The following is a 12,604-nucleotide window of genomic DNA, read 5'->3' as shown; positions in this document are numbered from 1 at the left end:
AAACCGCTAGCTGCTCTAGGATCAATCCATGCGCAAACTGGCATTGCATCAGATCACCATGATGGACGGCGGACCGGAACGGCTTTTGCGCTTTGCCGCGGAATCCGGACTGGACGGCATCTGTCTTTTCACCGCCTCACCGCTCGACGCAAATGGCATCCCCATGTTTCCGGTCGTGGCAGCTGAGGCTGTGAATTCCTTCAAAAGCCTGCTTCGCGACCATGATGTGCGAATCATTAATGCGGAATATTTTCCGGTAATGGCCACACAGGACGTCGCAGCCTATTTACCGGCCATCACCCTGGCTGCAGAACTGGACGCCAAGCGCCTGGTCAGCCACATCCATGAAACCGACCGGCACCGCGCCGAGGATCAACTTTTGCGGCTTTGCAATATGGCTCTCGACCACGGGCTTGAGGTTGGCCTCGAATTCACCGGCTTTTCTGCCGGCTGCAACAGTCTGGACGATGCCGTCGCGCTGCATGGTCGCGTGAACCAGCCCAATCTGAAGATCGCGATCGATGCGCTCCATCTTTTCCGCACAGGCGGCACGCTGGAACAGGTGCAGGCCGTCGACCCGGCGATCATTGGCTACACGCAACTTTGCGATGGTCCGGATTTCCGGCTATCGGGCGATTATCTCGATGAAGCGATGAACCGGATGATCCCCGGCGAAGGTGTCTTCCCGCTGAGCCAATTGGTCGCCTTGCTGGGACCGCATGTCGATATCGACATTGAAGTGCCCAATTTTGCCGGTCCTTCAGGTTCAGAGGCAAAAACATGGGCGCGACGCGCCATCATCGCCAGCCGCGACCTGTCCGACTAAGACGGCGGGAGCTTGGGAGATTTGACCGGCGGCAAGTCCGACAGATCGAGCCAGTCATTTCCGGACTGGTCATAAAGGCTATCCAGCACCGCGAAGGGCAGCCGAAATGGTCGCCCCCAACCGCTGTTCCACATCGCAACCACGCCGCTGCGCGCCACCGGATCGAATATCATCGTCGAGCGGAAGCCGTCCACCGCGCCGCTATGCCCGACCAGATGCCGACCGGAATAGGTGAAGCTCCGCCAGCCCAATCCGTATGACGGCTCCCCGAGCGCACGAGCGAGATCGCCGCTATATGGGCGTTTGGTCCGGACCAAGGGCGCATGCGCCAAAGCCAGTGCCTCGCCCGACAGGACATCCTTGTTCTCGCCCATTTGCGCTTGCATCCAGCGCGCCATATCGACGATGTCGCTGCTCACCCCGGCGGCTGCAGGAACCCGCCAGTAGGATTCCGACAGGGTCCGCACCTCATCACCACGATGCGGCCGCGCCCAGCTTTTGGCACCAGTCAGGCCGGTCATGCCAAATTGCGCGCTCTTCATGCCAAGCGGCCTGAACAACTGCTGTTGCACCGCATCAGAATACAGAGTTCCGGCGGCCTGTCCCAATATCTCGCTCGCCGCATCAAAGGCGATATTCTGATAGCTGTGACAGCTGCCCGGCACACATTGCAACGGCGCGTCGACAAGCTGCGTACGGAGCAGGCCGGGATCCTGACCATCCTCCAGCTTGCTATCATAGGCATTTTTGGTGAGGCCGGTCCGGTGCGATAGCAATTGCGCCAGCGTGACCTGCGTCTCGGCATTGCCGGGCAAGCGAAGGGACGAATGCCAGCTGCTCAGCGGAGCTTCGAGATCGACTTTGCCTGCTTGCGATAGTTTTGCCGCCAGCGAACCCGCGACGCCTTTTGAAACCGAGGCCCAGCGGAACACCGTATCCGGCATCACCCGCTTGCCGCTATCTTTGTCCGCCACACCGTAAGTACCAATAAAGCGGAGCTCGCCGCTCTCGACAATCGCCACCGCCAGCCCGGCCATTTCGGGCTGTGCCGCCAGCACCGTAAAATCGCGGTCGAGGCCACGATAATCAATTCTGCCGTGCCAGTCACCGGCTGCGACCGGCAGCTTCTTTTCAGCTTTCGGCTGGGTCAGCACGGGCAGCGGAAAGCCGGTTTGCCGCTCGACAAGCGTACGATAACCATACCAGCCGATGAGCAGCAGAGCCGCCAGCCCGAACAGCAGCGCCAGAGATTTTTTCACGTTCAGTATCTTATAAAGCTAATTCATAGGCAGCGGTGGTTTTCGCAGCGACATCCTCGGCGCTGATACCCGGAGCCAGTTCGATCAGCCGGAACGGGCTGTCATGGTCAGGCCGCTGGAAAACACATAGATCGGTGATGATCATGTCGACAACATTGGTACCCGTCAGCGGCAGCGTGCATTCGGGAATGAACTTGGGGCTGCCATCCTTCGCGCAATGGTCCATCACGACAATGATTTTCTTCACGCCGGCGACCAGATCCATCGCGCCGCCCATGCCCTTGATCATCTTCCCCGGGATCATCCAGTTCGCGATATCGCCATTTTCGGCGATCTCCATCGCACCCAGCACGGTCAGATCGATATGACCGCCGCGAATCATTGCAAAACTATCGGACGAACTGAAATAGCTCGACGAGGGCAATTCACTGATCGTCTGCTTGCCGGCGTTGATCAGGTCGGGATCGATCTCGTCCTCATAGGGAAACGGTCCGATACCGAGCATGCCGTTTTCGCTCTGCAAGGTAACCTCCACGCCCGGCGGGATATGGTTGGCAACCAGCGTCGGAATGCCGATGCCGAGATTCACATAATAACCGTCATGCAGTTCTTTCGCCGCCCGAGCGGCCATTTCATCGCGAGTCCAGGGCATATTCATCCTTCTTTGTCATCTGGTTTGGCTGTCGTTTCCTTAGTCGCTTCCACAAGAGGAGGCGGTGTCAGAAACCAGCCATTATCGAACATATGATTCAACGTGATCGCTCCGTCGGGCTCCAGCAAATAGTCATAAAGCTCGTCGAAATCAGCACGGTCGTCGCCCGCGATGGCGACAATGCAATAGTTGCGCGCTGCATCCCAACGCCGAACCTGTTTGCGATCTTCCCCGCCGCGGTCAAGAAAAAGAAAATCATCCGATTCGGAATGTGAAAATCCCGCCTCGTTGAGGATGGCCGAAATCCTCGCGGATGCGGCAACCGGTTGATCGGACAGCCAGATCACGCTGATTTCGGCAGAATGCAGATTGTTGAGTGCCTCAACCAGACCGTTCTGCCGGTAAAGCGTCTCGGCTTTTATCAGGTCGCCACCGGTCGGACCATCAAGATCGATGAGCACGGCCAGCGGCTTGCCCCCGCATTCCATGGTTTCCGGCGTAAAAATATCCACTCGCGGAACCAGCACCACCGATTCGACGCCCTCTCCCGCTTCCTGTCTCGCCGATTGTGTCAGAGCATGAGCCGCAAAATTGGCATAAGGTGAAGCGCCCGGCCCCGATGATGGGAAAATTTGTGAACCATAGTCGGCAGAATTATCGTCAAGATTCAGCTCCGCAATTTCAAAAGCGCCACCTTGTCCGGAGAAGCTGTCATCTTTCGCGGGCAATCCGGTCGCACTTTCGCCGTCAAGCCCGATCGTCACGGAACCTACTGGGATCGCCAGATCAATCGCACCAGACGCGACCAGTTCCTGCTTCGCCCGGGAGCGATCAATTTCATTCTTGCCGATCGTTCCCAGAGCCGCCAGCGGCAGCAGCGCAGCGACGCAACCGGAGAGCAGCGGCAAGGCTGTCAATATAAGGAGAGACAGGCGGAATTGCGCCATCAGGCGTCTGCGCGCTCCCGGGTCATGCGGAATTCGATTTTTTTGTCATAGGGCGCGCCACAGATCAGGCGTTTGACATAAATGCCGGGCAGATGGATGCAATCCGGATCCAGTTCGCCGACTTCGACAATTTCCTCGACCTCGGCGACACAGATCTTGCCCGCAGTTGCCATCGGCGCGTTGAAATTACGCGCGGTCTTGCGAAACATCAGATTGCCCGCCTTGTCGGCTTTCCAGCCCTTGATCAGGCATAGGTCGGCGAAAATGCCGCGCTCGAGAATATAGGTTTCGTCATCGAAATCCTTATGCTCCTTGCCCTCGGCCACCTGTGTACCGACACCGGTCTTGGTATAGAAGCCGGGGATGCCCGCGCCGCCGGCACGACACCGTTCGGCCAGTGTTCCCTGCGGACAGAATTCCACTTCCAGTTCACCGGACAGGAACTGCCGTTCAAATTCCTTGTTCTCGCCGACATAGGACGCGATCATCTTCTTCACCTGCCGCGAGCGGAGGAGCTTGCCGAGACCTTCATTGTCGATGCCGGCGTTGTTGGAAGCGATGGTGAGGCCCTTGACCCCGTCAGCCTGGATCGCGTCTATCAACCTTTCCGGGATTCCGCACAGGCCAAACCCGCCGACGCAGAGATGCATTTCGTCAAACAAAAGGCCCTCAAGCGCGGCCGCCGCATCCGGATAGATTTTTTTCATAAACATGCTTTCCTGACTGATTGCCCGCCATCTAGCGCAGGAGGCGCACGAGCGTCCAGAATAGAATATGTTTGAAGATGCGAATCGGTTATGCGCACTCTCATGTTGCGCTTGCTTGCCTGCCTGTCACTATTCTTTTTTTTGGTACCGGTCACTTACGTGCGCAGTCCTGCGCCCCCGGCAAATGACAGTCAGTATATCGCTCTCGAACCGATCGCGCTCGACGCCAGAACCCCCGCCCGGACCCGGGTCGGGCGTCTCGCCTTTCTGGGCGGCTGGAAAATTACCAGCGACAATGGCGAATTCGGTGGCATATCTTCAATGCTGGCACTGCCGGACAACCGTTTCCTGATGCTCAGCGACAATGGCACGCTGGTCGGTTTCACATTGGACGAGGCAAGACACCGGGCGATCCGGCCATTCATTGCCCCCCTGCCCGACGGTCCTGCTCCGCCTAATGAATATGCAAAGAAGAACTGGGATTCCGAATCCTTTCTCCATGATCCAAAGACCGGCCAGTTCTGGGTCGGTTACGAGCATCAGCACAGCATCTGGCGCTACGGCCCCTCCTTTGCCCGAAAGGAATCCGTGAATTTTCCGAAAGCGATGCAGAAATGGCCAGACAATGGCGGCGCAGAAGCCGTGCTTCGTTTACGCGATGGTCGTTTTCTGGTTTTTTCAGAATCGGCAGAATATTTCAAGGGCGGCTATGAAGCGCTGATCTTCGAGGCCGACGCGTCCGAACCAAATAGCAAAGCCGCGCTTATGGGCTATCGGGGGCCGAAGGGTTACAGGCTGACCGACGCGGCCATTCTTGATGACAAGACAGCCTTGATGCTGCACCGGCGTTTCACGCCATTCGACGGGGTCTCGGCGATATTATCCATTGCACAATTGGCGGATTTCCAGCCGGGGAAAGTCGCGACATCGATTCCGGTCGCCACGCTGAAACCGCCGGTCAAGGTCGATAATATGGAAGCCCTCGCAGTCACGCGGGACGGCGACAAAATCATTGTCTGGATAGCATCGGATGACAATTTCAGCACGCTGCAGGAATCGCTGTTTTTCAAATTCCAGCTATTGGATGCTGAAAACAGCGGAAAAAAGTCCGGTCCCAAACGTCAAAACGAAAAAGCCGAGGCTAGCCCCGGCTTTTCAACGTTCGAATCAGATTGATCGCTTAAGCGGCCGCAACCTGCTTTTTCACGATTTCCTTTTTGATGCGTTTTACACGCAGGCTCAACTTGTCGTCCTTGGTTTTCAGCAACCAATTGTCGAGGCCGCCAACATGTTCCACAGAACGCAGGCCGTGGGTCGAAACACGAAGCTTCACGCCCTTGCCGAGTGTATCGGACAAAAGAGTCACATTTTGCAGATTGGGCAAAAATGTCTTCTTGGTCCGGTTTTTGGCGTGCGACACATTATTGCCTACCAGCCGAGTCTTACCTGTCAGTTCGCAAATCCGCGACATCGTAAAAGTCCAATTTCTTGTTATTGAGTGATTCCCAGCGGGAAAGAGCGGTCACCTAACCGTAATCGTGCCATGCGTCAAGCATATCGGAGGCATTTTGCATGATCCGGCTCAACTCCGGCTCACCTATGGTCTTCGTGTCGGTTCCGCGCTAATCCATATACATGTTGGCAGCAAAATATACCTCTTTCATGGGCGATGCGCTGGATTTGGCCCATGCAGCCATCACCGTCGATGAAGTGCCGGTCGGTGCTGTGATCGTCCGGGACGGCAAAATCATTGGCCAGGGCCATAACCGCACCCGCATCGATCATGACCCCACTGCCCATGCCGAAATCGTGGCGATTCGGCAGGCGACAGAGTTTCTCGGCAATGACCGGCTGGAAGACTGCGACCTTTGGGTGACGTTGGAACCCTGCACCATGTGCGCCGGCGCCATTGCCCATGCCCGCCTCCGCCGGCTTTATTATGGTGCGGACGATCCCAAGGGCGGCGCCGTCGACAGCGGTGTCCGGTTTTTCGATGCGCCGACATGCCACCACAAGCCCGAAGTCTATGCCGGAATAGACGGAGAGAGTTCCGCCACATTGCTGATGGAATTTTTCCGCAGTCGCCGGGATTAAAGCCTAGTGCACAAAGCGCGCGACGACATCGCGGTAGCTGCGACTGACCTTCACCTGCGCGCCTGATCCGAGCACCAGAAAACATTCGCCATTGGTGTGCGGCTTCACTTCGCGGACCTGGCTCAGATTGACAATGGTGGAGCGGTGCACCCGCTGGAAATGACGGGGATCCAGACGTTTCTCCAGATCTTTCATCGTTTCGCGCAGGATCAGGCTGTTGTCGGCGGTATAGATGCACATATAATCGCCAGCGGCATCGATTCGTTCGATCGTATCGACATCGACGCGGAAAATCTGTCCGCGATCTTTCACGTTGATCAGCTTCTCATAGCGATTCGCCGACGCAGGTTCGTCGCTATCCTCGATATTGGCCATCGCGTCGGGAGCCACTTCGCTGAGCACATTTTTTAGCTTTTCCAGCTCGGCGCCGCCACGTTTTTCCAGCAGGCGCTTGCGCACCCGGTCAATTGCGTCGGCCAGCCGGTCTTCCTCTACCGGCTTGACCAGATAGTCGATCGCTTCCGCTTCGAAGGCGCGAACGGCATGTTCGGAATAAGCGGTAACGAAAATGAACAGCGGCGGTTCGATTTCCATGATCCCCTGCACTACCGAAAATCCGTCAAAGCCCGGCATCTGGATATCCAGAAACACCAGATCGGGTTTCAGGGTCTTGATCTTGCGAATCGCTTCACGGCCATTGCGACAGGTGTCGACAATCTCGATATCATCAAATTTCTCGAGCCGGATCTGCAAGCCCTGAATCGCCAGCTTCTCGTCATCGACTAATATTGTCTTGATCGTCATGTTTTTAAATCCTTATGCTGAAATGATGCCATCGTCCGTGCATTTACCGGTTCCCGCTGATGGTCATCACTGGATGCATGCTCCCCAAAAATAGTCTCGTTTCTCAATTGTTCGTCGGTTGCAGAGTGATCTGCCGCTTCCCGTTCGATCTGTTCTCTGGTTTCAAATGGCAAGGCGATGAATACCGAAAAGCCTTCGCCAGGAGACGAACGCGTTTCAAATATCGCGCCTTCTCCATAGGCCTGGTTTAATCGCTCCTGAATATTACCGAGACCGACGCCGGTGGAACCGGATTTTCCGGTCGTCGCGCCGACTTTTCCTGGCCCGGTATCCGACACGGTGATGCGCAATTTATCCCCGTCGCGATGGGCGGAGACCGAGATATCGGCGCCTTCCTCCTGCGGTGTCACCGCATATTTGATCGCATTTTCAACCAGCGGCTGGAGCAATAGCGATGGTAGCAACGCATCGCGCACCGCCGGATCGATATCGAAATGGGACCGTAATCGTTCCTCGAAACGCATCTTCTCGATATCTAGATAGAGATGCAGGGTTTCCACCTCCTGCGCCAGAGTCACCCGGCTGTGCACTTCGTTGACCAGCGTATGGCGCAGAAAGGACGACAGGCGCGACAGCATGGCATTGGCCGGTTCGGTCTGTCGCAGCAGCACCAGCGTCGAAATGCTGTTCAGCGTGTTGAACAGGAAATGGGGATTGAGCTGATAGCGCAGCATCGCCAGCTGCGCCCGAGTCGCCTGCGCTTCCAGCTGCAGAAGCTGGTCATTTTGCTCCTCGACCCGGAGGAAGAAATTGATAGCGTAATAAAGCGCCGACCAGGCACCAAGCAGCATGATGCCGAGGAATAGCGAACCCAGAAACAATGTGCCAAACGCGGTTTCCGATGTCGGATTCTGGATGAGAAAAACCCAAGCGTCGATGAAGGCATATAAAGCGGATGCAACCGTCAATATCGCGGCGGTGGTGCTCCATGTCACAATCGGACGGCGGTGAATCAGATTCTTGTAGACCACCGACAGCAGCAGGGAGATCGAATAGCCGGTGATCGTCGAGATAATGACCGGCACCAGAAAGCTCAGCGGCAGTCCGTTGGAGATTCCGCCGATTGCGCGCAAGATGAGTGCACCGGCCCAACCCGCGGATTGCAGGTTCCAGAATGCGCGGTTCTTGTTGCCAAAAAACGGCTGGGGACGAATTTCCATAACGGCCATCGCGCTTTCTATAGCGGGCCATTGCCGCTTGGGGAAGAATCGCCTATCATTTGCGCAAATAAGACGACAAATGTTCCGTTTTTCGCGCGAAATGCAAAGATATTTATATTATCCGGCGACAAAATGCGGCTGAAGATCGGCAAAAGATAAAGGAGAATATCATGGGTGGTCCCAACGAAGTCCGGGCAAAATTTCCTTCCATGGCAGAGGGCACACAGGAAGACTGGCAGATTATCGGCGGCCATTTTGGTCCCTTTGCCAGCAAGGTCGCCGACCGGGTGCTCGACCATCTGAAATTGCTCGACGGCGATTTCGGCGGTTTTCCGATCGACCGGATGCAGCATAGCCTGCAAACCGCAACCCGGGCGCATCGCGATGGTCGGGACGAGGAATATGTCGTGATGGCCTTGCTACACGACGTCGGGGATACGCTTGGTACCTATAACCATCCCGACATCGCAGCGGCGATTCTAAAACCTTTCGTCAGCGAGAAAAACCACTGGATCGCGGAAAAGCACGGCATTTTTCAAGGCTATTATTTTTTCCACTATCTCGGCCAGGATCGCGACATGCGCGAACAATATCGCGGCCATGAGCATTTTGATGATTGCGCGGAGTTCTGCGAAAAATATGACCAGACGGCGTTTGATGCCAATTATGACACCGCTCCGCTGGAGTTTTTCGAACCGATGGTTCGCCGCATCATGGCACGGCCGATTAACAGTATTTACGCAACCGTCGAATAGCGCCGGGCGGCCAAATCCTTCACGCCGCTGACGATTCGCCAATTTCCCTGAGATGACGGACAACCATATCCTCGCGGTTGGTACCGTCTGCATCCGGCTTCAATTCTGATTCATCGATCCAGCACAGGTCGTCCATTTCCAGGACCCGGTCATCATGCCCGCGCATGGTGATTTTGCGGATAGGCTGGCGGTCGCGCGAATCGCACAAGATCGGGTTGGAGGGAACGCCGGTTTCCCATCGTTCGCCCCATTGCCGCATCGCGATCATCGTCGGCAACAGATCCTGCCCCTTGTCGGTCAGCCGATATTCGACTTTCCTTTTGTCATGATCGCAGGGACGACGAGTCATGATCCCCGCTTCCACCATCCGGGTCAGCCGGTTGGCCAAGATATTCCGGGCGATACCGATCTCAGACAAGAAATCCTCGAAATGTCCGACACCGTTGAGCGCCGCACGCAATATCATGAAGCACCAACGCTCGCCGATGACCTCCAGTGATACGGGAAGGCTGCACTCACCGCCAGCCAGACTCGATAGATCTTCTCTGATTTTGTCCATGTAGCCATTCCTAAACCAGTTTTCTGGTGAGTGCGAAAAAAATATACGTTTTTAGTTGCAACTTAAAACCTATTAATCTAGGTATTGATTCGCAACCTAAATTGCAACCGGAATTTTCTCCCCATTGGTCCGTACAACAGGACCTCGAAACTGACGAATAAGAAAGGAAATATCATGCTTCTCTCCCAAAGCCCACTTCGCGCCTCTATGTTCTTCTCCATCGCGGCGATGACATCCCTCACCCTGTTTACTGCCACGACCGCTGAAGCACGTAGCACGCCGATCGCTTATACAGCCGAATTGCAAGCCCCCGTCGAAGCCGCCCAGGAAATTATCAAGGGTACCGTCATCCGGTGCGACGGCACAAAATGTATCGGCGGAAAAAGCAGCTCCGCGCCGCGAACGATCTGCGCCAAGATCGTCGATGAGTTCGGCCCGGTCGCCAATTTCGCTTATAAAGGCGAATCCTTTGACGCCGAAGCGCTCGCCAAGTGCAACAACTGATTTAACAATCCCCGTCTGACCGGCCTTCTCGCTCCCCATGGCAGCCAGGTTTCTGGCCCCCGCCGGTCAGCTTTAGCGCCGAAGCCATGACTTGCTTCCCTTCCCCGGAGACAAGCGGCGGCTTCGGCGCTCTTTTTTGTTGCCCCAGCCCCAAAAGCGCACCATCTTCACCATATGCTGAGACAATATGAACTGGTGGAGCGAGTACGATCCTATGATCCCGATGCGGACGAGGACCTGATCAACCGCGCCTATGTTTTTTCCGTGCAAAGACATGGCAGCCAGAAACGGGCCAGCGGCGACCCCTATTTCAGTCATCCCATCGAGGTCGCCGGCCTGATGACCGACCTCAAGCTGGACCAGCAGACGATTGTAACCGCGCTGCTCCACGATACCGTCGAGGACACGCTCACCACCTCTGAAGAAATCAGCAAATTATTCGGTGCGGAAATCGCCCGGCTGGTTGACGGCGTGACGAAGCTATCGAAAATCGAAGCCCAGACGGATAACGAGAGAGCCGCGGAAAACCTGCGCAAATTCCTGCTGGCGATGTCCGACGATATCCGCGTGCTGCTGGTCAAGCTAGCCGATCGCCTGCACAATATGCGGACGCTTCATTTCATCAAGAGCGAAGAAAAACGGCTGCGGATCGCCCACGAAACCATGGATATCTACGCGCCGCTGGCCGAACGGATCGGCATGTATGAATATATGCGCGAGATGCAGTTGCTGGCCTTCGAGCATATGGAGCCGGAAGCCTATGACACAATCACGAAAAGATTGCAGGCGATCAAGGAAGGCGACGACGGCCAGGTTGATAAAATCGCCCAGTCGATCCAGAAAGCGCTCGAAAGTGGCGGACTGGTGGCGGAGGTCAGCGGACGGGAGAAACATCCCTATTCGATCTGGCGCAAGATGCAGGAGCGGCACGTCAGCTTTGAGCATCTGACCGACATCATGGCGTTCCGGGTGGTGACCGACAATAGCGCCGAATGCTATCGGGCGCTTGGCATCTTGCACGAGAAATGGAAAATGGTTCCCGGCCGGTTCAAGGACTACATCTCCACGCCCAAGCGCAATGGATACCGGTCGATCCACACGACCATCATGCACGGCAATAATATGCGGGTGGAAATCCAGATTCGCTCGCAGCGCATGCATGAGGACAATGAGTTCGGCCTCGCCGCGCACTGGGCCTATAAACAGGGCAACCGGCCCGATGGTCAGGCCGGCTGGATCCGGGATCTCATAGAAATTCTCGATCAGGCGGAAGATGCCGAAGAGCTTCTCGAGCATGCCCGGTTGGCGATGTATCAGGACCGGATTTTCGCTTTCACCCCCAAGGGCACTTTGCTGCAAATGCCCAAGGGCTCTACCACCGTCGATTTTGCTTATGCCGTGCACACCGATCTCGGCAACCAGGCGGTTGGCGCCAAGGTCAACGGCCGGCACGTGCCATTGCGCACCCAGTTGCAGAATGGCGATGTCGTCGAAATCCTGAAATCCAAGGGACAGGAACCGCAGCCGGGCTGGCTGTCCTTTGTCATCACCGGCAAAGCGCGGGCCGCAATCCGCCGCAACGTCCGGTTCAAGGAACGCGACGAGATTGTCGCCATCGGCACCGAACTATACGAGGAAATCATCGAACGGCTACCCGGCAAGATCGGCAAGCGCGCGATCAAGGCTGCGCTGAAACGGCTGGACATGAAAGAGCCGGATGATCTGATGATAGCGATCGGCACCCGCCAGCTCAGCGATCGCGAAGTGATGGAAGCGATCATTCCCGGCAGCGTCCACGACAATGACGACGAACGGCTATGGCCGGAACAGGATCGCGCTATCTCGATCAAGGGCCTCACCCCCGGCGTCGCCTTCGACCTAGCCGAATGCTGTCATCCCGTGCCCGGAGACCGCATCGTCGGACTGCGGCGCAGCGGCCAGAATGTAGAAGTCCATACGATTGACTGCCAAAGTCTGGCGGATGGCGTCGATGCCGACTGGGTCGATCTCAGCTGGGGCAATGAGAGTGACGGCGCAGCCGCGCGGCTATGCGTGGTATTGCACAACAAGCCGGGTACGCTTTCCGAAATGGCGGGAATTTTCGGCTTCCACAACGCCAATATCCTGAACCTGCGCCTGTCCCATCGGGACGGCCCGTTTCATACGTTTGACGTTGATCTGGAAGTGCACAACGTCCACCATCTGATGCGCATATTGTCTGCCCTGCGCGCATCGGAAGCAGTCGCCCAGGCCGAACGCACCTGATTCGGATTTTCA

At 56.3% G+C, this 12,604-nt stretch carries 14 protein-coding genes; 6 read left to right on the top strand and 8 right to left on the bottom strand.

Annotation, left to right across the window (positions count from 1 at the left end; translation table 11 throughout):
- Nucleotides 1-28 precede the first annotated feature (28 nt).
- Nucleotides 29-826 (top strand): sugar phosphate isomerase/epimerase family protein, encoded by a 798-nt coding sequence (locus ACWFTY_RS03555; RefSeq protein ID WP_447526018.1) that lies wholly within the window; start codon nucleotides 29-31, stop codon nucleotides 824-826.
- Here the strand turns inward: ACWFTY_RS03555 and ACWFTY_RS03550 are convergent.
- The 4 genes from ACWFTY_RS03550 to ACWFTY_RS03535 are packed head-to-tail and all read right to left on the bottom strand — an operon-like array spanning nucleotide 823 to nucleotide 4,391.
- Nucleotides 823-2,085, bottom strand: coding sequence for a serine hydrolase domain-containing protein (locus ACWFTY_RS03550; protein ID WP_447526017.1), 1,263 nt, complete (start codon nucleotides 2,083-2,085; stop codon nucleotides 823-825). The two genes, ACWFTY_RS03555 and ACWFTY_RS03550, sit on opposite strands and share 4 nt — an antisense overlap.
- 10 nt (nucleotides 2,086-2,095) lie before the next feature.
- Nucleotides 2,096-2,737 (bottom strand): 3-oxoacid CoA-transferase subunit B, encoded by a 642-nt coding sequence (locus ACWFTY_RS03545; protein ID WP_447526016.1) that lies wholly within the window; start codon nucleotides 2,735-2,737, stop codon nucleotides 2,096-2,098.
- Nucleotides 2,738-2,739: 2 nt separating this feature from the next.
- Nucleotides 2,740-3,684, bottom strand: coding sequence for a hypothetical protein (locus ACWFTY_RS03540; RefSeq protein ID WP_447526015.1), 945 nt, complete (start codon nucleotides 3,682-3,684; stop codon nucleotides 2,740-2,742).
- On the bottom strand, nucleotides 3,684-4,391 hold the full coding sequence (locus ACWFTY_RS03535) for a CoA transferase subunit A (protein WP_447526014.1): 708 nt from the start codon (nucleotides 4,389-4,391) through the stop codon (nucleotides 3,684-3,686). The genes ACWFTY_RS03540 and ACWFTY_RS03535 overlap by 1 nt, the downstream gene beginning before the upstream one ends.
- 90 nt (nucleotides 4,392-4,481) lie before the next feature.
- Here ACWFTY_RS03535 and ACWFTY_RS03530 point away from each other — a divergent pair, with 90 nt between their 5' ends.
- Nucleotides 4,482-5,567 carry an esterase-like activity of phytase family protein gene (locus ACWFTY_RS03530; protein ID WP_447526013.1) on the top strand — a complete coding sequence of 362 codons (1,086 nt, stop codon included), beginning with the start codon at nucleotides 4,482-4,484 and terminating at the stop codon, nucleotides 5,565-5,567.
- A gap of 4 nt (nucleotides 5,568-5,571) precedes the next feature.
- Here the strand turns inward: ACWFTY_RS03530 and rpmB are convergent, their stop codons facing one another.
- A complete protein-coding gene (gene rpmB, locus ACWFTY_RS03525; protein ID WP_447526012.1) occupies nucleotides 5,572-5,862 on the bottom strand; it encodes a 50S ribosomal protein L28 in 291 nt (96 codons plus the stop codon).
- Nucleotides 5,863-6,026: 164 nt separating this feature from the next.
- Here rpmB and tadA point away from each other — a divergent pair, with 164 nt between their 5' ends.
- A complete protein-coding gene (tadA, locus tag ACWFTY_RS03520) occupies nucleotides 6,027-6,485 on the top strand; it encodes a tRNA adenosine(34) deaminase TadA (RefSeq protein WP_447526011.1) in 459 nt (152 codons plus the stop codon).
- A gap of 3 nt (nucleotides 6,486-6,488) precedes the next feature.
- On the opposite strand, the gene ACWFTY_RS03515 is transcribed toward tadA, so the two are convergent.
- Both ACWFTY_RS03515 and ACWFTY_RS03510 read right to left on the bottom strand, forming a co-directional pair.
- Complete coding sequence (locus ACWFTY_RS03515; protein ID WP_067197676.1) at nucleotides 6,489-7,289, bottom strand: LytR/AlgR family response regulator transcription factor; 801 nt, start codon at nucleotides 7,287-7,289, stop codon at nucleotides 6,489-6,491.
- On the bottom strand, nucleotides 7,286-8,518 hold the full coding sequence (locus tag ACWFTY_RS03510; protein WP_447526010.1) for a sensor histidine kinase: 1,233 nt from the start codon (nucleotides 8,516-8,518) through the stop codon (nucleotides 7,286-7,288). The genes ACWFTY_RS03515 and ACWFTY_RS03510 overlap by 4 nt, the downstream gene beginning before the upstream one ends.
- Nucleotides 8,519-8,679: 161 nt before the next feature.
- Between ACWFTY_RS03510 and ACWFTY_RS03505 the strand changes: the two genes are divergently transcribed.
- Nucleotides 8,680-9,264: an HD domain-containing protein gene (locus ACWFTY_RS03505; protein WP_447526009.1), complete on the top strand. Its 585-nt coding sequence runs from the start codon at nucleotides 8,680-8,682 to the stop codon at nucleotides 9,262-9,264.
- 19 nt (nucleotides 9,265-9,283) lie between these two features.
- Here the strand turns inward: ACWFTY_RS03505 and ACWFTY_RS03500 are convergent, their stop codons facing one another.
- Entirely contained in the window at nucleotides 9,284-9,823 is a 540-nt protein-coding gene (locus tag ACWFTY_RS03500) for a winged helix-turn-helix transcriptional regulator (protein ID WP_447526008.1), read from the bottom strand.
- A 174-nt stretch (nucleotides 9,824-9,997) separates the two neighbouring features.
- Between ACWFTY_RS03500 and ACWFTY_RS03495 the strand changes: the two genes are divergently transcribed.
- The gene (locus tag ACWFTY_RS03495) at nucleotides 9,998-10,327 is read left to right on the top strand and encodes a CC_3452 family protein (protein WP_447526007.1); all 330 of its coding nucleotides are present in this window, start codon (nucleotides 9,998-10,000) and stop codon (nucleotides 10,325-10,327) included.
- 174 nt (nucleotides 10,328-10,501) lie between these two features.
- Nucleotides 10,502-12,592, top strand: a complete 2,091-nt coding sequence (locus tag ACWFTY_RS03490; protein WP_447526006.1) for a RelA/SpoT family protein — start codon at nucleotides 10,502-10,504, stop codon at nucleotides 12,590-12,592.
- The last annotated feature ends 12 nt before the right edge of the window (nucleotides 12,593-12,604 follow it).

Source organism: Parasphingorhabdus sp. NYA22 (assembly GCF_976973735.1).
The sequence above is the reverse complement of the archived record's forward strand: the minus strand, read 5'-3'. Positions and strand labels throughout refer to the sequence as shown.

Excerpts from the sequence above, each read along its gene's own strand:
- ACWFTY_RS03555 (WP_447526018.1), top strand. The coding sequence starts at position 29 with ATGCGCAAACTGGCATTGCATCAGATCACCATGATGGACGGCGGACCG.
- ACWFTY_RS03545 (WP_447526016.1), bottom strand. The coding sequence starts at position 2,737 with ATGCCCTGGACTCGCGATGAAATGGCCGCTCGGGCGGCGAAAGAACTG.
- ACWFTY_RS03540 (WP_447526015.1), bottom strand. The coding sequence starts at position 3,684 with ATGGCGCAATTCCGCCTGTCTCTCCTTATATTGACAGCCTTGCCGCTG.
- ACWFTY_RS03535 (WP_447526014.1), bottom strand. The coding sequence starts at position 4,391 with ATGAAAAAAATCTATCCGGATGCGGCGGCCGCGCTTGAGGGCCTTTTG.
- ACWFTY_RS03530 (WP_447526013.1), top strand. The coding sequence starts at position 4,482 with ATGCGCACTCTCATGTTGCGCTTGCTTGCCTGCCTGTCACTATTCTTT.
- rpmB (WP_447526012.1), bottom strand. The coding sequence starts at position 5,862 with ATGTCGCGGATTTGCGAACTGACAGGTAAGACTCGGCTGGTAGGCAAT.
- tadA (WP_447526011.1), top strand. The coding sequence starts at position 6,027 with ATGTTGGCAGCAAAATATACCTCTTTCATGGGCGATGCGCTGGATTTG.
- ACWFTY_RS03515 (WP_067197676.1), bottom strand. The coding sequence starts at position 7,289 with ATGACGATCAAGACAATATTAGTCGATGACGAGAAGCTGGCGATTCAG.
- ACWFTY_RS03510 (WP_447526010.1), bottom strand. The coding sequence starts at position 8,518 with ATGGCCGTTATGGAAATTCGTCCCCAGCCGTTTTTTGGCAACAAGAAC.
- ACWFTY_RS03505 (WP_447526009.1), top strand. The coding sequence starts at position 8,680 with ATGGGTGGTCCCAACGAAGTCCGGGCAAAATTTCCTTCCATGGCAGAG.
- ACWFTY_RS03500 (WP_447526008.1), bottom strand. The coding sequence starts at position 9,823 with ATGGACAAAATCAGAGAAGATCTATCGAGTCTGGCTGGCGGTGAGTGC.
- ACWFTY_RS03495 (WP_447526007.1), top strand. The coding sequence starts at position 9,998 with ATGCTTCTCTCCCAAAGCCCACTTCGCGCCTCTATGTTCTTCTCCATC.
- ACWFTY_RS03490 (WP_447526006.1), top strand. The coding sequence starts at position 10,502 with ATGCTGAGACAATATGAACTGGTGGAGCGAGTACGATCCTATGATCCC.